The organism is Kitasatospora sp. NPDC089797 (genome assembly GCF_040684795.1).
Classification (GTDB): Bacteria; Actinomycetota; Actinomycetes; order Streptomycetales; family Streptomycetaceae; genus Kitasatospora.
This window is the reverse complement of sequence record NZ_JBFBGS010000030.1, coordinates 34,977-59,012: the sequence shown is the minus strand read 5'-3', so window position 1 is coordinate 59,012 and position 24,036 is coordinate 34,977. Positions and strand designations below refer to the sequence as shown.

21 protein-coding genes and 1 tRNA gene are annotated in these 24,036 nt (G+C 74.8%); 4 read left to right on the top strand and 18 right to left on the bottom strand.

The features are described from left to right. Window positions 1-63 precede the first annotated feature (63 nt). The 16 genes from AB0O91_RS24350 to AB0O91_RS24275 form a co-directional block, all read right to left on the bottom strand. On the bottom strand, window positions 64-669 hold the full coding sequence (locus tag AB0O91_RS24350) for a hypothetical protein (protein ID WP_363436630.1): 606 nt from the start codon (window positions 667-669) through the stop codon (window positions 64-66). 246 nt (window positions 670-915) lie between these two features. Further along, complete coding sequence (locus AB0O91_RS24345) at window positions 916-1,971, bottom strand: LLM class flavin-dependent oxidoreductase (RefSeq protein WP_363436627.1); 1,056 nt, start codon at window positions 1,969-1,971, stop codon at window positions 916-918. A 50-nt stretch (window positions 1,972-2,021) separates the two neighbouring features. Continuing rightward, window positions 2,022-3,245, bottom strand: coding sequence for a cupin domain-containing protein (locus AB0O91_RS24340; RefSeq protein WP_363436624.1), 1,224 nt, complete (start codon window positions 3,243-3,245; stop codon window positions 2,022-2,024). Then, entirely contained in the window at window positions 3,242-4,180 is a 939-nt protein-coding gene (locus tag AB0O91_RS24335; RefSeq protein WP_363436621.1) for a thiopeptide-type bacteriocin biosynthesis protein, read from the bottom strand. The genes AB0O91_RS24340 and AB0O91_RS24335 overlap by 4 nt, the downstream gene beginning before the upstream one ends. A gap of 7 nt (window positions 4,181-4,187) precedes the next feature. Continuing rightward, complete coding sequence (locus tag AB0O91_RS24330) at window positions 4,188-5,693, bottom strand: hypothetical protein (protein ID WP_363436618.1); 1,506 nt, start codon at window positions 5,691-5,693, stop codon at window positions 4,188-4,190. Between the two features lie 29 nt (window positions 5,694-5,722). Then, window positions 5,723-7,723 carry a YcaO-like family protein gene (locus AB0O91_RS24325; protein WP_363436615.1) on the bottom strand — a complete coding sequence of 667 codons (2,001 nt, stop codon included), beginning with the start codon at window positions 7,721-7,723 and terminating at the stop codon, window positions 5,723-5,725. Continuing rightward, window positions 7,713-9,452, bottom strand: a complete 1,740-nt coding sequence (locus AB0O91_RS24320; RefSeq protein ID WP_363436612.1) for a hypothetical protein — start codon at window positions 9,450-9,452, stop codon at window positions 7,713-7,715. Before AB0O91_RS24320 ends, AB0O91_RS24325 begins: the two co-directional genes overlap by 11 nt. After that, window positions 9,449-12,028 carry a hypothetical protein gene (locus tag AB0O91_RS24315; RefSeq protein WP_363436610.1) on the bottom strand — a complete coding sequence of 860 codons (2,580 nt, stop codon included), beginning with the start codon at window positions 12,026-12,028 and terminating at the stop codon, window positions 9,449-9,451. The genes AB0O91_RS24320 and AB0O91_RS24315 overlap by 4 nt, the downstream gene beginning before the upstream one ends. A gap of 108 nt (window positions 12,029-12,136) precedes the next feature. Next, window positions 12,137-13,315 (bottom strand): hypothetical protein, encoded by a 1,179-nt coding sequence (locus AB0O91_RS24310; RefSeq protein ID WP_363436607.1) that lies wholly within the window; start codon window positions 13,313-13,315, stop codon window positions 12,137-12,139. Window positions 13,316-13,408: 93 nt separating this feature from the next. Then, entirely contained in the window at window positions 13,409-13,573 is a 165-nt protein-coding gene (locus tag AB0O91_RS24305; protein WP_196949976.1) for a thiopeptide-type bacteriocin, read from the bottom strand. A 119-nt stretch (window positions 13,574-13,692) separates the two neighbouring features. Further along, the gene (locus AB0O91_RS24300) at window positions 13,693-13,854 is read right to left on the bottom strand and encodes a thiazolylpeptide-type bacteriocin (RefSeq protein ID WP_196949975.1); all 162 of its coding nucleotides are present in this window, start codon (window positions 13,852-13,854) and stop codon (window positions 13,693-13,695) included. 258 nt (window positions 13,855-14,112) lie between these two features. Further along, window positions 14,113-14,949 carry an ABC transporter permease gene (locus tag AB0O91_RS24295; protein WP_363436603.1) on the bottom strand — a complete coding sequence of 279 codons (837 nt, stop codon included), beginning with the start codon at window positions 14,947-14,949 and terminating at the stop codon, window positions 14,113-14,115. Beyond that, entirely contained in the window at window positions 14,946-15,794 is an 849-nt protein-coding gene (locus AB0O91_RS24290) for an ABC transporter ATP-binding protein (RefSeq protein ID WP_363436600.1), read from the bottom strand. The genes AB0O91_RS24295 and AB0O91_RS24290 overlap by 4 nt, the downstream gene beginning before the upstream one ends. Window positions 15,795-16,317: 523 nt before the next feature. Then, the gene (locus tag AB0O91_RS24285; RefSeq protein WP_363436597.1) at window positions 16,318-17,124 is read right to left on the bottom strand and encodes a LuxR C-terminal-related transcriptional regulator; all 807 of its coding nucleotides are present in this window, start codon (window positions 17,122-17,124) and stop codon (window positions 16,318-16,320) included. Between the two features lie 896 nt (window positions 17,125-18,020). Next, a tRNA-Lys gene (locus AB0O91_RS24280) sits at window positions 18,021-18,093 on the bottom strand. Between the two features lie 47 nt (window positions 18,094-18,140). Then, a complete protein-coding gene (locus AB0O91_RS24275; protein ID WP_363436594.1) occupies window positions 18,141-18,944 on the bottom strand; it encodes a nucleotidyltransferase domain-containing protein in 804 nt (267 codons plus the stop codon). 112 nt (window positions 18,945-19,056) lie between these two features. Here AB0O91_RS24275 and AB0O91_RS24270 point away from each other — a divergent pair, with 112 nt between their 5' ends. The 3 genes from AB0O91_RS24270 to AB0O91_RS24260 all read left to right on the top strand — a co-directional run bounded on the left by AB0O91_RS24270 (window position 19,057) and on the right by AB0O91_RS24260 (window position 21,937). Beyond that, on the top strand, window positions 19,057-20,265 hold the full coding sequence (locus AB0O91_RS24270; RefSeq protein WP_363436591.1) for a crosslink repair DNA glycosylase YcaQ family protein: 1,209 nt from the start codon (window positions 19,057-19,059) through the stop codon (window positions 20,263-20,265). Window positions 20,266-20,370: 105 nt separating this feature from the next. Continuing rightward, window positions 20,371-21,132 carry an SDR family oxidoreductase gene (locus AB0O91_RS24265; RefSeq protein WP_363436588.1) on the top strand — a complete coding sequence of 254 codons (762 nt, stop codon included), beginning with the start codon at window positions 20,371-20,373 and terminating at the stop codon, window positions 21,130-21,132. 109 nt (window positions 21,133-21,241) lie between these two features. Further along, complete coding sequence (locus tag AB0O91_RS24260) at window positions 21,242-21,937, top strand: tyrosine-protein phosphatase (protein ID WP_363436585.1); 696 nt, start codon at window positions 21,242-21,244, stop codon at window positions 21,935-21,937. 74 nt (window positions 21,938-22,011) lie between these two features. On the opposite strand, the gene AB0O91_RS24255 is transcribed toward AB0O91_RS24260, so the two are convergent. Further along, on the bottom strand, window positions 22,012-22,488 hold the full coding sequence (locus AB0O91_RS24255) for an RICIN domain-containing protein (RefSeq protein ID WP_363436582.1): 477 nt from the start codon (window positions 22,486-22,488) through the stop codon (window positions 22,012-22,014). Window positions 22,489-22,626: 138 nt separating this feature from the next. On the opposite strand from AB0O91_RS24255, the gene AB0O91_RS24250 reads away from it, so the two are divergent. After that, window positions 22,627-22,962: a hypothetical protein gene (locus AB0O91_RS24250; RefSeq protein ID WP_363436579.1), complete on the top strand. Its 336-nt coding sequence runs from the start codon at window positions 22,627-22,629 to the stop codon at window positions 22,960-22,962. Window positions 22,963-23,021: 59 nt separating this feature from the next. Here AB0O91_RS24250 and AB0O91_RS24245 read toward each other — a convergent pair whose 3' ends face one another. After that, window positions 23,022-23,852, bottom strand: a complete 831-nt coding sequence (locus AB0O91_RS24245; RefSeq protein WP_363436576.1) for a TIGR02452 family protein — start codon at window positions 23,850-23,852, stop codon at window positions 23,022-23,024. Between the last annotated feature and the right edge of the window lie 184 nt (window positions 23,853-24,036).

The window sequence follows — 24,036 nt, the reverse complement described above, 5'->3', positions numbered from 1 at the left end:
AGGGCGCCCTCCCCGACAGGGAGAGCGCCCTCGATCCGACCGGACCGGCCGCCGCCGGGCCGCTCAGGCGGCCGCGAGCGCGCGGTTGCGCGTGCCCGTCACGACCGCCGCCCCCCAGAGCACGGCCGCGCAGCCCAGGCCGGGCAGCGCCTGCCACAAGGAGTCCGGCAACCCGCCGAGTCCGACCAGCAGGGGGGTGGCCACGCCGATGGCGATCATCCCGACGCCGACCCCCTTCAGCATCGGGACGCCCAGGGTGTTCGCGAGCGGCAGGAAGTGCACCCCGACGACCAGCGCCGACCAGGTCAGCATCCACTCCGGACGGTGGAGCGTGTTCTGGAGGTAGGTGTTCCCCGCCCCGAGCGCGATCGACTCGGCGATCAGGATGGTGGTGAAGCCGTACCGCCCGGTCCGCTCGGACGCGGGGCCGCCGAGCGCCCCTTCGGGGACCCGGGCCGCCAACCACGCCATGTTCAGCATGGACAGCAGCGCGAGACCGAGCAGCAGGCACCCGCCCACCAGCGCGATCGTGAACGGCGCACCGGAGAGCGAACTGAGCCCGAGCAGGTACCAGAGACCACCGAACAGTGAACCGGTGAGTGCACCCGTCAGACCGCCGCGGATCTGCTTCCTCAGCAAACGGCGTTCGGGAGTACTGGACATCACCATCGGACGTGCTCTCCTCATTCCTCGGCGGGCCCCTCCCACTGAATCGCCGCCTTGCCTGTCAGCGGACGGTCCGGGCACCAACTTGTCTGGCGCCCAAGGGCATTATTGATCGATCAGTTCGTGATCAGCTTAACCCGGTACGGCCGGTCCCATCCGGACAACCGGTGCGGCCGAGCGGATCGGACGGCCGGGATCTGACGGCCGGGATCTGACGGCCGGTTCGAGCGACCGGTCCGGGCGACCGGATCAGCCGGCCAGTTTCGGCATGACCTCGTCGGCGAACAACTGGAGGCTCGGGGCGGCGACCTCGTACGGCATTCCGCCGAAGTCGACCTGCCACAGGATGCTGTCCACCTGCCCCACCTGTTCCACGAACCGGTGGATGCGGTCGATCACCATGTCGGGCGTACCGACGATGGCGCTCCCGGTCAGCCGCAGGTCGGTGCCGGACATCGTGCGCAGGAAACGGCTCATCCCGGAGTACGAGGCGTAGTCGGAGGACGAGACGTTGTTCCAGGAGTCCACCGCCGAGGTCCAGACGTCCAGGTAGTTCTGGAGGTAGCGGTCGGCCAGCCGGTTCGCCTCCGCCACGCTCTCGCCGACCAGCAGCGGCAGGCTCGCCACCACCCGCGGCTCCGGCATCGCGGCGGTCCGCGGCTGGAAGGCCTCCCGGTAGGCGCGGACCCGGTCGGCCGGCATGTCGAGCCCGCCCGGGGTGATCAGCAGCCCGTGCCCCAGCTCGCCGATCCGGCTGAAGCTGCTGGGGGTGCGGACGGCGGCCACGTAGGTCGGCGGGTGCGGGGCCTGCACCGGGCGCGGGAGGGTCGTGGCGTCACGGTAGGAGAAGTAGGGGGTCTCCCGGGTGGCGTTCTCCTGCGTCCACAGCTCGGTGACCGCGGCGATGGTGGCCTCGAAGCGCTCGCGGCTGCCGTCCATCGGGACGTCGAAGGTCTCGAACTCGTACGGCAGGTACGCCCGGGCGTAGCCGACGTCGAGCCGGCCGTTGCTGATCGCGTCCACCATGGCCGTGTAGGAGGCGATCTTGACCGGGTGGTGGAAGGACGGCAGGAGGCAGCCGGTCATCAGCCGGATCCGCTCGGTCTGCGCGGCCACCGCGGTCAGGAAGTTCAACGGGCTGGGGCAGTAGCCGCCGTAGGGGTGGAGGTAGTGCTCCGTCATCTTCACGTGGCTGTAGCCGAGCCGGTCGGCCAGCCGCGAGAGCGCGAGCACGCCCTGGTAGTACTCGCTCGCGGACATGGTCCCGGGGGCGACGTCGGGCAGGAAGGAAATGCCGAATTCCACTGGTGCTCCATGGTGGTGATCGATGTGCAGACGGGAAGGGATCGGTCCGGTCACTCCGGGACCATGGCCAACAGCCCTTCGCGGTGCAGACGTTGCAGTAGCGCGACGCGGCTCTCCGGATCGCCGAGCCAGCCGAGCTGGTCCCCGGTGATCTCGGAGCGGGCGAGGATCGACTCGATGCCCTCCCGGAGCTTCGCCGGCATGGTCAGGGTCCGCCGCGCCAGCCGGATCCGGAGCCGGTCCCCCTCGACCTCCACGCCGAAGACGTGGTGGCGCAGCACGCGGAACCGCCGGTCGAGGTAGTCCTGCGGGGTCGCCCCGACGTAGCCGCTCGCGGCCTCGGGCAGCGGGCCGGGGAAACGGCCGAGGGCGGCGGTCCGGACCAGCTCGGCCACCTCCGTGACGTCCGCGGCGTCGATCCAGCGCGCCGCCGCGGCCAGCACGTCGCGCACCGCGGCCCGGGCCTGCTCCCCGTCGGTGACGACGGCACCGCCGAGCACGCCGCGCAGGCCCGGCGAGGCGGCGATCCGGCCGGCCAGCTCCAGCCACGCCCAGGCGGCCGTGGCCGTGTCGACGGAGACCGTCAGGTGCAGCGACGGGTGTTCGGTCGCCTCGGCCGCGTGGATCCAGCCGCGCGGCAGCCAGAGGCAGTCCCCGGCCCGCAGCACCACCCGCCGGGGCTCCGGGCCGCCGGGCGGCACGAGGGTCTCCCACCCGTGGCGCTCGGCCATGACCTCCCAGGTCTCGTGGGGCAGCGGGTCCGTCACCCGGGGAGGGTGCAGCACCCACTCCTTCTCGCCCTCCACCTGGAGGATGAAGGCGCTGTGGGTGTCGTAGTGCAGCCCGAAACCCGCGTTCCCGCGCGGCGTCAGGTACGCGTTCACGTGGACCGGGTGGCCGAGTTCGCGGCCGAGCCCGGCCGCGAGGTCGCCGACCGGGTTCCAGAAGTCCTCCAGCCCCTGGAGCACCAGGGTCGCGCCCTCGGCCAGCCACCCGCCGATCCGCAGCGGGTCCGCCGTGTCCGCGTGGACGGTGCGCTGGTGCACGTACTCGTGGTCCTGGAGCTGGCGCCCCCGGTGGATGAGCCGGAGGGCCGGCCGGCGCAGCGGCCGCTCGGCGAGCATCCGGTCCACGGCGGCGTACGAGAGGAGGTCGCGCAGGTCGCCGCGGCCGCGGTAGAGCACCGGCTCGGCCGGGCCGGCGCCGTCGAAGTCCTCCGGACGACCGGTCAGCCGGGCCAGTACGTCCTTCGGCAGCGGGGGCCGTCCGGTCATCGTCGCTCCTGTCCGATCGGCGCGATCAGCCGCTGCAGGATCGCGTGGCACAGCAGTTCCACCCGCACCGCCGTACCGAGGCGGTTGTGGAACATGTGGAGGTGGGAGAAGAGCACGGACTCCGGCCGGGCCCGCGGATCGTCGGCCAGTCTGGCCATCGTCCCGGCCAGCCCGTCGGCCCAGCGCCGGACCGGGCCGACGGCCGGACCGCGCAGCAGGGCCCCGGCCGAGCCCCCGAGCTGCCCGGCGAGCCGCGCCGCCTCGGCGTGCAGTCCGTCGATCTGCTCCCGGGGCGCTCCGGACGCGCGGAGCCAGCGTTCCCAGGACTGCACCCCGCGGTCGCAGAACTCCACCCGCCGGGCGTCGTCCGGCAGGACGGCCAGCGCCACCGCGGTCGCCTGCAACGCCGCTCTGAGCCTCGCCCCCGCGGGGACCTGCGGCCCTCCGGCGAGCTCCAGCAGGGCGGCCACCGCCTCGCTGGAGCACTGGAACAGCCGCTCGGCCGCACCGATCTCGGCGGGCCCGCCGTAGCGCTCGACCTCCGGCTCGTAGGGCCGGCGGTACACCCCGGCCGGCAGCAGCGGCTCGGCCGCGACGGCGACGCCCTCCTCGCCCGCCGCCGCCATGCCGCGGACGTGCGACAGGTAGGCCTCGTCGGCGGCCTCCCGGCCCTCGGCCGCCGCCCGGCGGAACGGCTCCATGGCCGCCACCAACTGCGCCTCCACGGCGTCCGCCCGGCGGTCGTCGAGGCCCGCCAGGCGCAGCCGCAGATGAGGGCCGGCCTGCCAGTAGCGGATGAAGAACCAGCCGTCGGCGGCGGCCCGCCGGGCGACCGGCGCGACGACCCGGACCACCAGGTCGTCCTGGAGGTCGCTGCGGTCGCTGGGCAGGTGGAGGTGCCAGGAGGTCCACGCCTTCTGCTGCACGCTGGTCATCACTCGTTCACACCCTCAGGTCGAGCGCCGGTTCGGTGTACCGCTCGGTGCCGCAGACCACGCTCAGCAGAGTGGTCTCCCCCGGGGCGGTGGAGAGCACCGGTTGGGTCAGGATGTCCTCGAAGGCCCGCGAGGGGCGCGCGTACAGCCCGTGCCGGGCGGCGGCGAGCGAGACGCCGTGGGCGGCCCAGCCCGCGCAGTGCTGGGCGGTGGTCCAGGCCCCCGCCCCCAGGTCGGCGAGGAGTGCGGGCAGGTCGACCGAGACGAACCACAGCATGGACGCGTGCCGGATCGCGTTGCCGTTGCGGGCCGTGAGCGGGGTCCCGTAACAGGCCTCCAGCCGGGCGCAGACGGCGGCGTCCTCGGTCAGCAGGGACGCGCCGTCCGGTGTCACCCGGTACACCCCGGCCGGGTGGCCCTCGATGTTCTGGACCGCGACGGTGGTCCTCAAGTACTGCTGGACCGACCGGAGTTCGGGCGATGGCGGCGGCACCCGGCACCAGGCGAGGGCGTCGGTCAGCGCCTCCGCCGGGAGCCGCCGGGGGCGTCCGGTGATGCCCGGCAGCCCCCTGGGCATCCGCCCGGAGCTGCGCCGGTACAGCACCTCCGCCCAGGACCGCTCCCCGGCGGCGGCCGACGGGGAGGCGGGGACGGCCCGGCGGACCTCCGGGACCTGCCGGGGCGCGGGCCCGCCCGGCTGCGGGACGGCCTGGGCGCGGTTGTGCCGGACGATCTCCCCGAGCCACGGGTCCGGCAGTCCGCCGGTGGTCGCGGGCACCGAGGCAGCGGTCTCCCCGGCCCCGGCCCCGGGCGGCGGCCCCGCTTCTGCCTCCGCCTCGGCGAGCTCCACCGTCAGCGGCAGGGACCACTCGCCGTCCGGGACCAGCCCCAGGCGGTGCAGGAGTCCGGGCCCGGCGGCGTCGGGCACCCGGACGGTCGAGGGCACGCCGAACAGTTCCAGGGCCACGCACAGGCTGCGGAGGTTGATCCCCACCTCCAGGTCCACCAGCGAGCCGCGCAACAGCTCGTAGTAGTACGGGAGATGGGTGTAGCGGCCGGTGAGGGCGATGCCGTCGGCCGGTGCGGTACCGCCGGCCCCGGTCCCGTCCCGGCCGACCAGCCGGTGCCCGTACGGGTCGGCGAACCAGTCCTCCCCGTCACGGACCACGAAGGCGTGCACGGGGTAGCGGCTCCGCACCGAGGCGTAGCCCCGGTGGTCCGGGTACTCGTTCCAGGGCTCACGGCGCTGGTAGCCGAACGCGGCCGTCACGACCCGGCCGAGGACCTCGTCGCGGTCCATGGCGGTGGTGTCGACCCGCCCGGTCCAGAACGGGGCCCGCTCCAGCAGGTCCACGGTCCGGAGCGGGAGCGGGACGGCGCGGCGGCCGGAACGGCCCGGCGGCAGCTGGTCGAAGGTGGTGGGGGGCACCTCCCGGACGACGATGGGCGCGGTGACGATGGTCTTGCCCGGGCCCTGGGCGAAGGCGTGGCGAAGCACCGGCGCGATGTCCACCGGGTGTCCTCCTGAGTGTGCGGTGCCGGTCACGGGAACGGGTGCGGGTGGGGCGGGAGTTCGTCCTCGCCGAGCGGAACGCCGGCGGCCGCCATGGCCCGGCTCAGCCTGGGCAGCCCGGCGACCCGCTGCTGCGCGTAGCCGAAGCACATCGGGATGATGCCGGGCACGACCGCCTTCGCCGCCCGCAGCCCCAGGTCCCGGTGGTCCCGGGTCGACTGGTCGACCAGCACCACCTCGTCCAGGCCCGCCTGCCGGAAGCAGGACAGCAGGTGGTCGAGCGTCCCGCGGACGTCCCCGCCGGCGTGCGCGACCAACTGTCCGGGCCAGCCCGGGAAGGCCTCGCCCAGCGGGGTCACCGGGCCGGTCAGGAAGCGCTCCAGCAGGGGCAGGCTCTCCGGCAGGGCGTGGAGCTCCAGGTGGTCCTCCAGGGTCTCCACCTTCCACGGGTCGGTGAGCATCGGGCGCAGCCGCTCGGTGTCGAGCGCGAAGGGCTGGGCGACGATCTGGCCGAGCTCCCAGAGTGCGGCGCGCACGGCGGCCGCCGGCTCCACGCTGGAGCCGGCCGCCGAGAAGCCGGCCGGCATCGGCCGTTCGCGGTTGACCGCACAGCCCCACACCACCGGAACGCCCAGGTCGTTGCTCGCGACGAGCAGGTGCGCCTCGAACCCCTTGCTCGCGATGAGGTCGAGCAGCTGCCGGCTCACCGGGTCCGACACGGTCGCCGGGTCGATCCGCGGGAGCGGGCGGCCGCAGTGCCAGGCCATCAGGAAGGCGTCGCGCTCGGCGAGTTCCAGCAGCGAGTGGACGGCCGCCTCCTCCAGGCTGCCGCCCAGGGCGCAGCCGCTGGAGGACTCGTCGAAGTGGTTGCGCGGCGCGGTGCCGGCCCCGGCCCTGCGGGAGCCGTGGTAGTCGAGGCGGTGCTCGTACTCGTACAGGTAGAAGCCGACGTCGGCCGGGACGAGCCGCGGCCGCCCGGTGGCGAGGTCGTGCCCCCAGACCCAGTCGGTCGGGGCGTTCTCGCTCCACGGCAGCACCCGGCTGCTGGGGTGGGTGAGCTGGGCCCGGGTGTAGTGCCCGAGGCCGGTCACGTCGATGGCGTCCTCGCCCAGCGAGCGGCGGGACCGGCCCTTGACCACCCGGCCGTGGTGCGGGAAGCCGGCGAGGCGCTCGTAGGCCTCCAGGATGGCGACCGGCTCGGCCTGACCGACCGTCAGGCCGCGTCCGTAGCCCATGTTCCGGGACTCGGGGAGCAGCGCGTCGCACATCGCGAAGGGCGCCTGGGTGTCGCGGAAGACGTGCAGGACCGGGCCGAACCGGGGGTCCACCAGCCGGGCCCGCAGGGTCGTGCGGTCGAGGGCGATGCCGTCCCGGTGGCCGCGCAGCGGGATCCGGTCCGGGCTCGGCCGGGCCGCGAGGCGCAGCGGTTCCGGGCGGGGGACGGCCGTCTCCGGGTGAGGCACGGCCGTCTCCGGGCGGGTCACCGGCGTCTCCCGGGAGGCGGCCGTCGCCGGGCGCGCGGTCTCGCCGCAGATCGGGCACGAGAACGCGCGACGGACGTGGTGCCGGCGGATCGAGCGGGCGCTGACCGCGATCAGCCCGTCGGGGTCGAGCGGGTGGTCGACCCCGTTCCCGACCACCACGGACACCAGGTCGGCGAGACCGGTCGGCAGCGGCCCGCCCCCGTAGCGCTGCTCGGGCCGGCCCAGCAGCGGGTGGTCGACCGCCACCAGCCCGCGCACCTCGGCGCAGCCGGCGCAGCCCGTGGCGCCGTCCCGCAGCCAGAGCGGGCCGATCAGCACCTCGTCCCAGATCCGGCGCACCGACAGCAGCCCGTGCGGGGCCCGGTCCCGGCAGCCGCGCTCCCAGGCGAGGTCCCAGCCCTCGCCGAAGGACACGTCCACGCTCGCCCCGGCGGTGCCGCCGGCCGCGGCGAGCAGTCCGGCCGGAGTGAACCGGGCCGCCCGCTGCCCGCCGTCGGCCAGCGCGGCGGCGAGCCAGTCGGCCAGTTCCAGCCCGTCAGCAGTCATGGTCGTCCTCCAGCCGGACCGGGCCGGACCACGGGCCGAGAGCGCCCAGGAGGCGGTCGGCGGTCCGGGCCGTACCGCGGAACCGCGCCCCCCGCTCGGCCGCCAGCTCGCCCACCTGTTCGCGGAGCAGCGCGAGTTCGGCCGCCTCCACGTCGTTGATCGCCGAGGTCTCGACCTGCGGCCCGACCAGGTCGGCCGCCATGGTGCGCCGCACCTGGACCCTGGCCAGCGCGGTGCCGAGCGCGGCGAGCGCGGCGTGCTCGCCGTCCCGCCCCCAGCCGGCCGCCAGCACCAGGTCGGTGCTCCGGTCGACCACCTCCGCGAGCCGCCAGTCCAGGCCCGCCACGGTCCGCACGACGACCCGGACCGCAACGCCCTCGTAGTCCTCCAGGGCCCGCCACAGCCGACGGCCCTCCGGGCTCGGCAGGCTCCCGTACGGCAGTTCGGCGGCGTCCCCGGCCGAGCGGGCCAGGATCCGCAGCGCACCGTCGAGCAGCCAGCGGCCCTCGGTGAGACCGGCCGCGCCGACCGCGTCCGCCGGTCCGGCGGCGGCGGAGCGAAGACCCGCCAGACCGGCCTCGACCGCCGCGGCGGCCTGGTCCCCGGCCCAGCCCACCACCATCGGCCGGCCCGGCACCGCGCTCTCCGCGGCGGCGAGGGCCAGCGGGAGCTGCGGGAGGTCGTCGGGCGTGGACAGCCGGATCAGGCCCTGCCATCCGACGGCCACGGCCTGCACCGCGGCCAGCGACTCGTCGAGCGACGGAGCGGAGTCCTCGCCGTCGGGGCCGAGCGCCGAGTCCGCGGTGGTGTCGTCCGAGCGCAGGTCGACCGTCAGCGGCTCGGCCGCGAGGGCGGGCCCGTGCACCACGTAGGCGTTCTCCGGGCGATCGATGCCGCCGAACCGGCGGAACAGCAACTGGCCCGCGAGGGCGGCGGCCAGGGCCTCACCGGTCGCGCGGGAGAGCGGCCCGCCGTCCCGCGCCCAGAACGCGGCCCGGGCGTGCAGCTCGCTCGCCCGCGCCCACTCCGGTGCGCGCCCGCCGACGGGGCCGACGACCGCCGCCCGGTCGTCCAGCAGCACCGGCACCACGGTGTCCGCCAGCACCGGGGGCACGCCCGCCGGGCCGTCGGCGTCCGCGGCCGCCAGCACCACGGCGGCGTCGACCCGGAGGGCCGAGGCCTCGGCGCCGTGCTGCTCCAGCACGGTCACCGCGGGGTGGAGCGCGGCCGTCGCAGCGGCGGCGGGGACGTCCTCGGCGGACAGCAGCAGGACGACCTCGGCGAAGCCGCACCGCACCAGCGTCCGGGCCGCGGGCAGCAGCGGGCGGACCGGACCGCACAGGGCGACCCGGGCCGCCCGGACCCGCGCGAAGGCGGCGTGGGGATCGGCCGACTCCGCCTCCAACTGGCAGAGCGCGTCGGCGAAGCGGTCGCGGTCGGCGGTGGCGGGCTCGGGCCCGCCGAGCTGCTCCGGCGTCAGCAGCAGCCCGTGCGAGCGGAACGCCGTCAGGACGTGGGTCATCGCCGCCCGGCCGGGCCCGGAAGCACCGACCAGGGCCATGACGTCGTCCTCGGTGCAGCCGGCCTCCAGCCGCGGGACGCAGGCGTCGAGCAGCCGGAGCAGGGCCGGCGGCCCGGTCAGCACGAACCTGGCGCCCGCCGCACCGATGAAGACGCCCTTGTCCACCGGGGCGTAGTGCACACCCGGTCGCAGTCGGATCAACGTCACAGCCACTCCTCGTACTCGAAGCACCCACCGTCCGGTCGGGCCAGCCCCACCACCCACTCGGCGGCGTGCGCCGACTCCTCCACCGCCGGGAGCGCCTCCTCGATCCAGCCGGATCCGCGCCGGGCGAGCATCCGCGGCAGCGCCCTGCCGAACAGGACGCTGGCGCAGTCCACGTACTGCGGCTTGTCCCGCCCGCGCCCGGGTGCGCCCGGATCGCCCGGGTCGGACGCCGGGGCCGGCCGGCGGCCGAAGCGCAGCAGCTCGGACTTGAGCAGGACCTGGTCGGGGACGCCGTGCCGGCCGCGCCAGCGGGCCAGCCCGAGCAGCTGGTCCTCGGTGTCGACGCCCGGCCCGAACAGCTCCCCGGTGTCGTCCCCCGGATACCAGCGGCGGCGGCTGAGCACCACCGAGCCCGCGACCAGCCGGGGCGAGCCGGAGGTCGGGCCCGTGGGGTCGGCGTGCCGGCGGTGCCACTCGGCGCCCAGGTCCCGGACCAGCCGGCCGCCGGTGACCAGCCAGTTGGCCAGGCGGAGCGGGTACGGGTAGCGCTCGGGCATGCCGGCGCCGAGGGTCATCACCTGCACCCGTTCCCCGTCCCCGGTGGTCAGGTGGAGGGTGTCCGTCTCCTCGTCGTGCACCAGGCGCAGCCGCGCCCAGTCGTCCGGTCCGAGGCGGTCGGGCAGGACCGGCAGGTGCCGGTTGACGTTCAGCCGGTGCAGGCCGGCGTCCTCGACCACGCGCGCGCCGTCGCCGTACCAGTCGTGCAGCACGGCGGACAGCCGGCGGCCGGCGTCGCCGCCGAGCCGTTCGTCCGCCTCCAGGAAGCGTCCGTAGAGCATGCCGTGGCCCGCGTAGGCGTCGTTGACCACCAGCCGGTCGCCGGCGCTCTGGACCAGGACGCCGTACGAGAGCGTCCCCCGCCTGGTCCGGGCCGGGGCGCCGGCGGCCAGTTCGGCCAGCCGCTCCGAGGGCCAGACCACCTCGGGCAGGTGCGGCGGGCCCTGCTCGCGGGACGTCCCGATCCGCCGGTCGATGTCCGCGCAGAGCTCGTCGAGGGCCTGCCGCCGGACGGCGTGCAGGGCCTTCAACGAGCCGTCCGCCGGGCCCAGATCGGCCGCGTTCCCCTCGTCCAGGACGCCTTCCCGGATGTACACCTTGGTGACCAGGTACTCCGCGCAGTCGAGCAGGCCCACGGCGCCGCCGCTGCCGTAGCGCTCGACGAAGGCCGCGCTCAGCAGCGCCCGGACGTCGTGCATCCGGTCGAACAGCGACAGGAACTCGACCGAGTTCGCCAGGTCGGCGAGCTGCCGGGTGTGCCCGGCGAGCGAGACCCGCCGGGGCGGCAGCACGAAGTCCTCGTTGACCTGGAGCCGGGCGGGGCGACCGACCCGCTGGGAGAGCGCCAGGCCCGCGGCCCGCAGGCGCTCCAGCGCAGCGGTCCGCTCCGCCGCGTCCGCCGAGGCGAGGCGGTCGGTCTCGCGCTGCACCGCCGCCAGTTCGGCCGCGGCCCCCTCCGGCGCCCGGTCCAGCGCGCCGCCGAACAGCAGGCCGCCGCTCTCCCGGCCCGCGGGCGCCCGGCAGAGCAGTCCGATGGACAGCGTGCCGGCGACCAGCCGCGCGGCCTCCGGACGGCCGGTGCCCAGCCGCTCCCCGACCTCGGCCGCCACGGCGCTGAACCGGCGGGGCCCCATCGTGGTCGCGCGGAGCACGGCGTGCACGGAGTCGGTGTGCGGCACGCTCAGCCGGCGGGTGGTGCGGTCCTTGGTGTGGACGAAGGTCACGCGGCCCGAGTCGGCCTCCTCGGACACGGTCGGCGACTGCTGGACCCACGGGTCGGCCTGCTCGTCCGCGACGCCCCCGAGCACGTAGTTGAGCAGCGGCAGGTCGAGGGAGACGAACGGGACGGCGCCGGAGGCGTCGGCCGTGCCGAGCCCCTCCCCGGCGCGGTCGAGCGCGGCCAGGCCGACCGCGGTGAACCGGCTCAGGGGGCTCGTGCGCACCATCGACCGCGCGACGAACTGGAGCAGGCCGCGCTCCGACTTGCGGTCGCCCTTGGACAGGCCGCCCTGCTCCCACGCACCGGAGTACCGGACGGCGGCCTGGAGGACCTCGGGGGCGCTCAGCGCGAGCGCCCGCCGGAAGTCCTCGTCCTCGACGAGGCCGGCGAGCCGCGCCCGCTCGGACTCCAGTGCGGCCGGTCGCCGCTCGGCCAGCTCCCGTTCCAACTCCCGGGTGCGGTCCGCCAGGCGCAGCCACGCCACGGTCGCGGGCGGCAGGTCCAGCCCGGTGACGTCGGGACGCCGGCCGTTGTGGACGTCCCGGCGGACCCGGAGCAGGCGCGACCGCAGCGGCCCCTCGGCGGCGCCGACGGCGGCGTGCAACTCGGCGGAGCAGAGCGGCTCCCACCGCGCCGACTCGGCCTGCGCCTCGCCGTACTCGGCCAGGAGCGCGGCGAACTCGCCGTCCGCGAGCCGTTGTCGCTTCATCGGGTTGACCCGGAGCATCAGGGTGTCCGCGACCCGCGGGAACCGCCGCTGCTCGCCCGTGGCCCGAACAGGCGCTGTCTCAACCGTCACCGACACTCCCAAGACGTACGTTTGCGCTGCAAGGTGGACCGCGTCCGGCGGTCCGGACGGCCGGCGGGGTGGACCCGCCCGACCGTCATCACTCTCATCCGTGGCCGGTCAGGGCCCCCGCGACGGCTCGGGACGCCGGTCGGCGTCGAGGTCGCGGGCCCGGTAGTCCGGCTTCAGGGGCTCCAGGCGGTCCCGCCAGCTCCGCCCGGTGAGGCGGTCCACGGAGTCGCTGACCGCGAGGCAGAGGTAGAGCCGCGTCAACGGCGAGACGTCCAGCACCGGGAGCTGCTGGTAGAAGAGGTTCACCAGGACCCGGTAGGTCGTGAACCAGGCACCGGGATCGCTGGTCACCCCGGTCGCCTCGGTCTCCTGGTGGAACTCGCTCAGGGTCGCCGGCCGCTGGAAGGAGTCGTGCGCGAAGACCGCCTCGATGCGTGGTGCCGCGGGGTCCGCACCGGACAGCCGCTGGACGTCGCGGTAGTCCAGGGCGCCGGTCGCGACCGCCGCGTCGAACAGTCCGGTGACGTAGTGGGCCGCGGCCGTCCACCGGGTCGCCACCGCGTCGCCCGTACCGGCGAGCGCGGACGCCACCGAGGCGTCGATCGCGGCCCGTTCGGTGTCGAGCCGCTGCTCCAGGGCGGCGCGGATCCGGCCGCCCCGGCTGTTCCAGTGCAGGAAGGACTCGACGTGGGAGCGGAAGGAGATGCACCCGTGGCCGGTTCCGGCCGGGTGGGTCGCCGCCACCGCGGCGAAGGCACCGACCAGGTGGTGGAGCAGGGCACCCTCGCCGTCGGCGGCCGCCGTGGCGAGGAGGGCGTCGGTCATCCGGGCGAGCGCACTGCGGCGCAGCCGCTCGGTCTCCTGGCCCCAGCCGCGGATCGCCCCGGCGGTCAGGACCTCGACCGAGCCGTGCGGGTGCAGCGGGAGGTAGGGGCCGGCCACGCCCTCGAGGGCGCCCAGCCGCTCGGCGTTGCGCAGGTACGACTCCTCGTCCACGGCCGTCACCTCGACGTCCCGGCAGCCGTCCCGCAGTCGGGCCACCACCGGTCCGAGCGGGATGTCGCGCCCCTGCGCGTCGTGCACCAGCAGGTCCAGGTGCGACCCGTGCAGCCACCCCCGGCGGAGCGACTGGACGAGGAAGCCGTGTTCCTCCCGCAGCCAGGTCACCGCGGGGCCCAGGTGCCCGGCCACCCACGGACGGGTGTCCCGGCTGTGCAGGTACGTCCGGAGGCCGACGGCACCGGCGGGGCCCGCGTCGACTCCGTCGTGCGGAACTCCTGTTGCCAAGGACTCCATCGTCTCTCCTCGCGTTCGGGGGCGCCCTGGCGGCGGTGACGGGCGGGCTGGCACCGCCGCCAGGGTCAGTTCAGCCGCGCTGGATCAGCAGCACGAGGACGAGCTGGAGGACGAGCAGCACCACCAGTGCGGCGAGTCGGAGGCGCCGAGCTCCGGAAGGGCGACGGCGTCGTTGACGTCGAGGACGGACAGCTCCTCGACACCGAAGGCCGCGAGGTCCGCGTCGTTCAGCAGAGTCTGAAGCTCCATGAGTGAACTTCCCTTCAACCGATGTTGATCGGCCGTCGGCCGGACGGCCGACGGGTGGTACGCCGCCACGGCCCGGGGAAGGCCCCGGACACCGTGGACGGTTCTCTACTGACCGAGGGTCAGCAGCACGAGGAGGAGCTCGACGAGGAGCAGCACAGCCAGTTGCTGTGGGACGCACCGAGCTCCGGAAGGGCGACGGCGTCATTGACGTCGAGGACGGAAAGCTCCTCGACACCGAATGCGGCGAAGTCGTCGCCGCTGATCACGATGGTGGCCTCCATGAGAGACCCCTTTCTCTTTCAGGGATTCGATAGATCCGGCCCCTGAAGCCATGAACTCCCGCCCTGCGAGAGGCCGGCTGACTCGAACGTAGCACCGGTGGAGATCACCGATCAACCAAAAAGACGAGCCCTTCCGGGCCGTTCCGGAATTCGCCGGAAAGCCTGTTTCCGGGCAGCACTGACGGGCCGACAGATGAATCCGTCAGCCTGTTCGTGGCTACCTTCGGAATTGCGCGCGCAGGCGCCCGAGGAAACCCGTCAGCGGTCGCGGAGAACCCGCCGTCGGACGCTCCAGAAACACATTGGGATCAGGACGGCGATCCACGCCGAAAGCACGAGTGCGGTGCGCCCGGACTCCCATGAACCGGCCACCTCGGCGGCCGTGTAGGAATTCGGCAGCAAAGCCGAACGCATGCCCTGCGCCATCCACTTCAACGGGAACAGCGCACCCAATTGCTGGAGGCCTGCGGGCAGGCCGCCGAAGGCGTAGTACACGCCCGACACGAACTGCAGGAAGATGTACGGGAGCTGCACCAGCCCGCCGGACTTCTTCGGGTCCGTCACGAGCGAGCCGACCAGGACGCCGAGCAGGCAGGTCGCCCCCAGCCCCAGGAGGAACACCCACCCGAAGGTCGCCCACCGCGCCGGATCGGTCGGCAGGCGGAACCCGAACCGCAGCACCGCGGCGGCCAGGACGGCACCGACGCCGAGGACGGCCAGGACACCGGCCAGCAGCAGCTTGCCGATGACGTACGAGGCGAGCGGGAACGGGGTGGACATCAACCGCCGGACGGTCCCGTCGGCCAGGTCCGCGGCGATCATCACGCCGAGCGACCCGAAGGCCACCGACATGACGGCCGAGGCGCACACCCCGGCCACGATGACGTCGCGCACCTGGACGGACGTGCCGTCCACCTCGCCCTTGAACAGCGTCCCGAACAGCAGCATCAGGCCCACCGGCAGGACCAGGCCGAACCCGACGGCCTGGAGGTCGCGCAGGTAGACCCGGATCTCCCCGGCGCCCCGGACGAGGCCCAGCACCAGCGGGGACGCAAGGGCCCGGCGCCCGGGCCCGGCAGCGGTCGCGGCGGTCACCGGTCCTCCCCGATCATGGCCAGGTAGCGGTCTTCCAGGGACGGCCGGCGGATCTCCAAGTCCGGTGGGCTGCCACCGAGTTCCTCCTCCAGCCGGCGCAGGGTGGCGGCGACGTCGAGGGCCCGCTCCGAGCGCGTCCCCCCGGGGGTCCGCCAGCTCACCACCGCCGCACCGTGCTCCCGGCCGAGCTCCCCGGGCGTGGAGATCTGCAGCACGCGGCCCTCCTTGACCACGCACAACCGGTCGGCGAGGGTGCTCGCCTCGTCCAGGTAGTGGGTGGTGAGCACGATGGTGGTGCCCTGCCGGGCGAGGCCGCGGACGATCTCCCAGAAGTCCCGGCGGGCCTCGGGGTCGAACCCGGTGGTCGGCTCGTCCAGGAAGAGGAGTTCGGGGCGTCCGACGATGCCGAGGGCGACGTCCAGCTTGCGGCGCTGGCCGCCGGACAGCCGGTCCGCGCGGGTGCCGCGCTGCGCCGTGAGCCCGACCAGTTCGATCACCTGCTCCGCGGCAGCGGCGGCGGCCCCGTGGTAGCGGGCGAACTGGGCCACCAACTCGCCCACCCGCCAGTCACCGTGGTCCGCGCCGCCCTGGGCCACCACGCCCACCCGGGCACGCCAGGCCCGGTCGGCCGTCGCCGGGTCGACGCCCAGGACCTCGACCCGGCCGCCGGTCGCGGTCCGGATGCCCTCCAGGATCTCGACCGTGGTCGTCTTGCCGGCCCCGTTCGGCCCCAGTAAGCCGAAGACCTCACCGGCCTCGACCCGGAAGGAGACGTGGTCGACGACGGTCCGCTCGCCGTAGCGCTTGACGAGGTCGGACACCGCGATGACGGCCACCGGACTCACGCCCCGGCTCTGCGACACCGCCGGCCGCGGTGCGCACACGCACCGGCGCCGTACTTCGGATTGAACACCTGATCCCCCGTGACCGACCGACCTGTTCCGGCCGGGACGCTCCCGTCCCGGCCGTGCGAGTGTGCCACGCCGAACGGGCCGGGTCGGCGGTCGCGCACTGCATCTTGGTGCACGGACCACTTGCAACATGCTGCACCGGAACAATCCTCCCGGCCTGCCGCCGGATCGGCATATTCGTGGTCGCTCGGAAATGCGGCGACAACGCGGGGAGAAGCAACGATGTGTACGACGGTCCGGCCCCGGCACGCCCGGGTCCGCGCGCTGCGGATGAACGTGAACGCGAGTGCGGACGGAACGCATGCGTGGGACTGAGGCGCCCTGACGCCCGGAACTCCACGCAGTGCCCGGAACCCGGAAGTACCGGGTTCCGGGCAGTTCTCCGGAAAGGCTCACCGAATACCGGACGCGAGCGGCCCGGACATCCCGGCCCCGAAACGCTCCGCGAGTTCCGCGTTCAGATCCAGCCCCGGTCGCGGGCCGCCAGCACCCCCTGGGTGCGGTGGGTGGCGTTGAGCCGACGCAGCAGGTGGGCGATGTGGCCGCGGTAGGTGCGCACGGAGATGCCGAGTTCGCGGGCCCCCGCCTCGTCCTTCTCGACCCGGACCATGGTCTTCAGCACCTGGTGCTCGATCTCCGTCAGCCGCTCCCGGCCGAAGTCCTCGGCGACCGCCCAGCACCGTTCGAAGAGGGCGGTGAGGCTCGCGATCAGGCCGGGTTGACGGATGATCAACGCGCCCCGGCTGGTCTCCCGGGGATCCACCGGGACCATGGCGATCCGCCGGTCGAAGATCAGCACGCGTTCGAGCGGACCGTTGAGGTTCCTGATCCGCGCCCCCCTCGCGCACAACTCGGTGAGGTAGTCGGTCGTCCGCCGGTCGTAGAGCGCGTCCGTCCCCAGGATGGTGCGCATGACCGTGCCGCGACGCAGCGCCCGCAGGTCGGCCTCCTTCGCCCCCTCGATGGCGGCCGCGGACAACGCGCCGTTCGGCTGGACGGAGAGGACCTCCTGGTGCGCGAAGAAGGCCAGTTCGTCGATCCGGGCCCGGATGCGATCGGGCCCGTCGATCCGTTCGACACCGTCCGACACCGACTGGTGCCGGCCCTCCCGCTGGTCGTCGAGCAGGGTGTTCACCAGGTGCCGGGACGATATGACGCGCTGGAACTCCGTCTGGAGTTCCGCGAGCCTGCCCTCGACCAATCGCTCCAGCACCACGAACGGGTCGACCGCCTCGAATCCCTGGGCCCCGACCACGGCCACCATGCCGGCGTGCTCGAGTCGGCACAGAATCCTTCTGAGGCTCTCGGCCCCCATTCCGACAATCGGGGCGAGCGCCTCGACGTCCAATCCCGGAGACCGCAGAACAGACCGGTAAACGGTCTCCTCGTCCTCCGTGACCCCGAGATGTGAAAGCTCGGCCCTTCCCATCCCTGCCACCCCCCGACGTCAATGAGCCCCGTAACAGGATCGTTCGCTGCCAGTTAGCCCTGGGAAACCGATCGTAACGTCGGGTGCGGACGACTGCCCTCCGGATGGAGCCGAACCTCCTGCCCCGAAGCGGCCGCGACCGGGGGGCACGACGTGCCCGTACCGCCGAACCACAACCCGGGGCCCGCCCACCGCATCCAGCCGATGCCCTCATGGGCGTGACGGACATCACATCCCGCCGTCGCCGCCCGGCGATTGGCGGGAGGCGTGAACCCCCCTCGCACGGAGGCGATTACGGCCCTCGGCACACGGGTCGACGGCCGCCTCCGAAGTGCCGTCAGATTCCCCACCGGCCGTGAAACGGACCGGAATTCAAAAGCCCGCGCGAGCGCCCTGCGCCGCACCCGCGAGCACCGGCCCACCGGGCCCGCCGACGATTCCACGGAATACCCCGACCGGTGCCGGCGGGACGCCTTCCCGGGGAAATCCGGGCCGGGCGGCCCCACCGTTGCGCGCGAACACCGTGACGCGTCCCGTCCGTGCTCCGCCGCCGATTTCCCCCGGTGCGCGAAATACCGCCCGGGCGTTTCCCGTACGGCGTTCCCCGTACCGTGTTTCCCGTCCGGCGTTTCCCGTCCGGCCGCGGCCGCTGCCGGGCCCCGTCGCCGCGGGGAGGCCCCGAACACCAGAAGAGCCAGGCCGGTTGGTCTCCGGCCTGGCTCTGTCGTCGGTGGGCCACCAGGGGCTCGAACCCTGAACCTACGGATTAAAAGTCCGCAGCTCTGCCAATTGAGCTAGTGGCCCGCGGCCCGCCCTGCCGGGACACCCGGGTGGGAAGGACCACGGCGATCCTACCCGGTGGGCCCCAGGGCTCCGCCAGTGGATTGGCCGGGCGCGCCGGGGTCCGGGAGCGCGTCTCGAGGCGGGCTGTAGTGGGCGGCGCGGACGCGGCGCAGCCAGGCCTCGGCGGGGCGGGGGTCGGGGGCCGCGGGCAGGACGCCGGGGCGGGCGAGGCGGTCGGCGGCGTCGGCGAGCAGGCGTTCGGCTTCGGCGGGGCGGTCGGCGATGCGTTCGCCGAGGTCGCGGACGCGTTCGGGGTCGGGCAGCCGGATCAGGTTGCGGCCGGTGCGGTGCAGCCGGACGGCCTGCTCGACCAGCCGGACCAGGTGGCGGGCGTGCTTGGCGGCCCGGGCCCGGGTGGCCGGGTCGGTGGTGTCGCGGGTCGTCAGTTTGCGGAACTGCTGGTCCGCGTAACCGAGATAGGCGTTGCGGACGCCGGGGGCGCTGAGGAAGCTCGACCGGATCCCGACCAGGTCCCGGCCGAGCGGGGTGGTCGTCTCGTACAGCTCCTCGGGCAGCCAGACCAGTTCGGAGGCGGTCGGGTTGCAGGACAGCGCCAGCCGGCACCACTTGGCGGCCTCGTGCAGGGTGACGTCCGGTGCGGTGCTGACCTGCGACTCGGCCGGGCGGTGCAGGCCGTGCAACTCCTCGGTGGGAACGGCGTACAGGCCGAGCCGGTCGACGTCGGAGCCGGCGTGGGCGAAGCCGTAGGCGGTGGAGCCGACGACGCCGGAGAGGAGCACGGCGCCGGGGAGCGGTTCGGCGCCGGCGGGCGGCTCGGGACCGGGGAGCGGTTCGGGGCCGGGGGCGGACATGCGTTCCCCTCTCGATCGCAGGTGGCAGCGGGTACCGCATCCTCTCCGGAACGGGCCGCGCCGGGCGAACGAATTCCGGTCGGGGGGCCGCCCGGCCGCCGATACTGGGCGCATGGAGCACAGCCGTGGGATCGACATCGGGAAGCTGCGGGCGTGGTGGTCGCACCGGCAGTGGCTGGACCGTCCGCACCCCGGGGCGTCCGCCGCCGAGGTGCTGGCCGCCACCGGCTGGGCCCGGTCGGTCGGCGGCGCGGCCCCGTACCTGGGCCTGTTCGCCCGGGCCGGGCTCGGCCGGGCGGCGGTGGACACGGCGGTGGCCGCGCTGGAGGTGCACGAGCTGCCGTCGGCGCGCGGCTGCACCTATCTGCTGCCGGCCGCCGACTTCGCGCTCGGCCTGGCGGTCGGCGCGGCCGCCCCGGAGGGCGAACTGACCGCTGCGGCGAAGCACCTGGAGGTCGGCCGGGACGAGGTGGAGCAGCTCTGCCTGGCCATCGAACGGGTGCTGGCCGACGGCGGGACGCTGGACCCGACCACCATCCGGGAGGCGGTCGGCGACGCCGTCCGCCCGCTCGGCGAGGCGGGCCGCAAGCGCGGCCTGTCGACCACCCTGCCGCTGGCCCTCGGACTGCTGCAGTCGCGCGGCCGGATCCGCCGGGTGCCGGTCAACGGCCGCCTGGACCAACAGCGTTACGGCTACGCCGGCTGGGACCAGCCGGTCACCGGGGACGCCGTCGACCTCGCCCGCCGCTACTTCTCCTGGGCCGGCCCGGCCACCCTCGGGCACTTCCGCTGGTTCTCCGGCTTCTCCGCGGCCACCGCCCGCCGGGCCGTCGCGGAGGCCGGCCCGGTCCCCGTCGAGCCCGGTTCGGACCTGCTGCTGCTGCCCGAACTCGCCGAGGAGTTCGCCGAGTTCACGCCGCCGACCGAGCCGCACTACACCCTGCTGGCCGGCATCGACGGCATCCACCTGCTGCACCGCGAGCTGCCCCGGCTGCTCGACCCGGCCGATGCCGCCCGCCCGCTGCCCGCCGGCCGGGCCGGGCGCACCTTCGGCGCCGAGGCCGACCCGCAGACCCACCTGGTGCTGGACCGCGGCCGGATCGTCGGCCTGTGGGAGTACGACACCGAGCGCGGCGAGATCGTCCACCAGTCGTTCGTCCCGCCGGACGACGCGCTGCGCGCCGCGGTGGCCCGCACCGAGGCGTTCGTCCGGGACGAGCTCGGCGACGCCCGCGGCTTCAGCCTCGACTCGCCGAAGAGCCGCGCCCCGAAGATCGCCGCCCTGCGGGAGTCCGCCGCGGCGCGGCGGCGGGCGGGGTAGCCCGGCGCCACGGCAACGGGCCGGGTGGGGCGCGGCCGCGGGCCCGGCGACACGGCGGCCGGCGGGACGGAGTGGCGCGGCGGCGGGCCGGGTAGCGTACCGGCCATGTCGACCACCACCACCGACGACGTCCTCCTGATCACCGGCGCCGGCCGCGGCATCGGCGCCGCCACCGCCCTGCTGGCCGCCCGCCGGGGCCACCGGGTCTGCGTCAACTACCGCACGGACGAAGCCTCGGCCACGGCCGTCGTGGACGCCGTCCGGGCCGACGGCGGCACCGCGATCGCCGTCCGGGCCGACGTCAGCCGCAGCGCCGAGGTGGAGCGGCTGTTCGCCACCGTGGACGCCGAACTCGGGCCGCTCACCGGCCTGGTGAACAACGCGGGCACGCTGGAGCGGCAGTGCCGGCTGGAGGACCTCGACGAGGACCGGCTGACCCGGATCTGGGCCGCCAACATCACCGGCCCGTTCCTGTGCGCCGCCCAGGCCGTCCGCCGGATGTCCACCCGGCACGGCGGCCGCGGCGGCGCCATCGTCAACGTCGGCTCGGCCGCCTCCCGGATCGGCTCGCCGAACGAGTACGTCGACTACGCGGCCGCCAAGGGCGCGCTGGACTCGATGACCCGCGGGCTCTCCCTGGAGGTCGCCGCCGAGGGCATCCGGGTCAACTGCGTGCGCCCGGGCCTGATCCACACCGGCATCCACGCGCTCGGCGGCGAGCCCGGCCGGGTCGACCGGGTCGCGCCCCAGCTGCCGATGCGCCGCGGCGGGGAGCCCGAGGAGGTCGCCGAGGCGATCCTGTTCCTGCTCTCCCCGGCCGCCTCGTACACCACCGGCGCCTTCCTGGAGGTCTCCGGCGGCCGCTGAGCCCCGGCCGGCCCGGCGGTCGAGCCCCGGCCGGCCCGGCGATCCCTTCAACGAACCGCCCCCTCCGGTTTCCTTCCCCCGTTCCCGTCCGCGCCCGTACGGTGGGGCCATGACCGATGCCTTCATCGAGATCCCCGGCGTGCGCAACTTCCGTGACGCGGGCGGGATCGGCGCGCTGCGCCGGGGCGTGCTCTACCGCTCCGGCTCCCTCCACACGCTCACCGAGGAGGGCGCCCGCAAGCTCAAGGACCTCGGCCTGCGGACGGTGATCGACCTGCGCAGCCGGGAGGAGCTGGACGTCTGGCCGGACCAGCGGCACGGCCTCGACCACGAGTCCCTCCACCTGCCGACCCTGCCCGCCGACCGCGACGACCTCGACCGGCCCTGGCCCGAGGACCAGGCGGACCTCTACACCTTCATGCCCGAGTACGCCGGCCCCTCGCTCGCCGCGGTCGTCCGCAGGCTCGCCGCCCCGGAGGCCCTGCCGGTGGTCGTGCACTGCGCGGTCGGCAAGGACCGCACCGGCCTCACCGTCGCCGTGCTGCAGTCCCTGCTCGGTGCCTCGGACGCCGACCTCACCGCCGACTTCCTGCGCTCCAACACCGGTCTCGGCCTGGACGACGGCCCGACCCCCTACGTCGACGAGACCGGCACCGAGCGCGTCTCCCGCCCGATCGACGCGGCCCTCATCGCTTCCTCCCTCGCCTGGATCCGCGCCCACCACGGCGACATCCCCGGCTACCTGCGCTCCCACGGCGTCACCGACCCCGAACTCGCCGCCCTCCGCGCCAACCTCTCGGCCTGACCGCCGTCCGGCCCCGGCCCCGGTCGGCCCCGGCCGGGGCCGGCCGGGGCCGACCGCCGGCGTTGCCGCTGCCGCTACCGCTGCGGCTCGAAGCGCCACCACTGGGTGGGCGCGTCGACGTCCTCCCACTGGTGGACCGGGGTGTCCGGGGTGTCCGGGGTCTCCGGGGCGGTCAGCGGCTTGCCGCTGATGAAGCTGGTGACGGTGTAGGTGCCCGGGGCGTCGACATGGGCCTCCAGGAGCCACTCCTGGGCGCCGAAGGCGTTGGCCGACCACTGCTGGATCGGGACGCCGTCCTCCGGGGAGGCGCCCGTGACGTCCAGGCGCTTGCCGCTGCCCGCGTTCTCGATGTGGAAGAGGGCGCCGCCCGGGTGCACGGCGGAGAGCTGCCAGAGCTGGGCGTCGGAGCCGTCGTCCGTGCCCAGCCGGATCCGGGCGCCGCTGCGGCGGGAGGCCTCGGCGACCTCCAGCAACAGGCCGCTGCCGACGTTGCGGATCCGGTAGCGGCCGTCGGTGATCGCCGTGGTCGCGGCGCGCGCGTCGTCAGTCACGCTCGGAGTCTGCCATCCGGGACCGACAACCGGCCGCCGCGGCGAAGGCGACGCCGGGCCCGGGCCCCCGGCGGGCCGGGCCGTTCGCCGGGTTAGGGTCGGAAGCCGGAACGCGAACCCCTACGAGTGGAGTCGACGATGGCGAAGGTCCCGAACGCGCTCGCGGCCGCCGCGCCCGCCGCGCTGACCGCGGCGAGCGGTCTGGTCGGCGGTTACGGCGTCGCGCGCTGGACCGAGCGGCGCGAACTGGGCGGCGCGGTGCTGGCGCTGGCTGGCGCCGGAGCGGCCGTGCAGTGGCGCCGCAGCTCGGGCACGGCCACGGCGGCCGCGCTGACCGGCCTGTACGTGGCGGCCTTCGGCGGCTCGCACCCGCTGGCGAAGCGGATCGGCGCCTGGCCGTCCGTCTTCGCGGTCACCGGCGTGGTGGCCGCGGCCTCCACCGCGGCGACCGCGCTGGCCGCCCGCAAGCGCTGAACGACCGGTCCCCGCAAACACCGGACGGCCGGTCTCAGTACCGCACCGGACGGCCGGTCTCAGTACCGCACCGCCGGGCCGAACCGCGCCTCGAAGGCGGCCCGGTTCGCCGAGACCGGCTGGCGGTCCCAGACCGCGAACACCACCTGCTCGAACGCGCTCCCGTAGCGGGCCAGCGCACCCTCGAAGGCCTCGGCGACCTGGGCCGGGTCGTTGCGGAACACCCCGCAGCCCCAGGCGCCGAGCACCAGGGCCCGCACCTCGTGCCGGGCCGCCGCGGCGAGCACCCGCAGGGCCCGCTCGGCGAGCACGCCCCGGACGTCCGTACCGGCCGAACGCCGTTCCAGCTGACCGGCGTTGGGCGCGGGCGAGGTCAGGAAGGTGACCGGGTACGGCCGGGCGAGCAGGGCCCCGCCCCCGCCCCGGATCACCGGGACGCCCGGCGAGACGATCACCCGGTGGCTGTACCGGAGGTCCGTCGAGGCCCGGTGCGCCTCGTAGTAGTCCGGCGCCTCGACCAGGCAGCTGTACAGCAGGGCGCTGCGGCACAGGTCCTCCTCCTGGGCCCGGGCACCGCGCAGATAGCCGCCGCCGGGGTTGCGCGCGGAGGCGAAGTTGAGCACCCCGACCGGCCCGGCCCCGGCCGCGACCAGCCGCCCGGCGGCCTCCACGCTCCCCTCGGCCGTCACCTCGATCCGCCCGGTCGGCGCCCCCGGCGCCCCGGCGGCCAGCAGCGCGTCCAGGTCCGCCGGCGCGTACGACACCGTGCCGGCCCGCGCCGCCGCCAACTCCACCCCCACCTGCACGAGTTCGCCACCGTCCGTCCGGTAGCTCCCCCGCTCGGCGATCTCCTCGTTCACCCGTGCCACGTCGTGCAGTCTGCTGCTCATGTCCGTGACGCTACGGGACTACCCCGATCGCCCGCCACAGGTTATTCTCACTCCCAGAACAACACCCCGGGGGGAGCGTGGTGCCGGGGTGTCAGGGGGGTATCGGGGGAACGCGAAGGGCCCGCTCCGGAGACGGAGCGGGCCCTTCGCGTGCTGTCGTTCAGTCGGCCGGCCGGCGGTCACC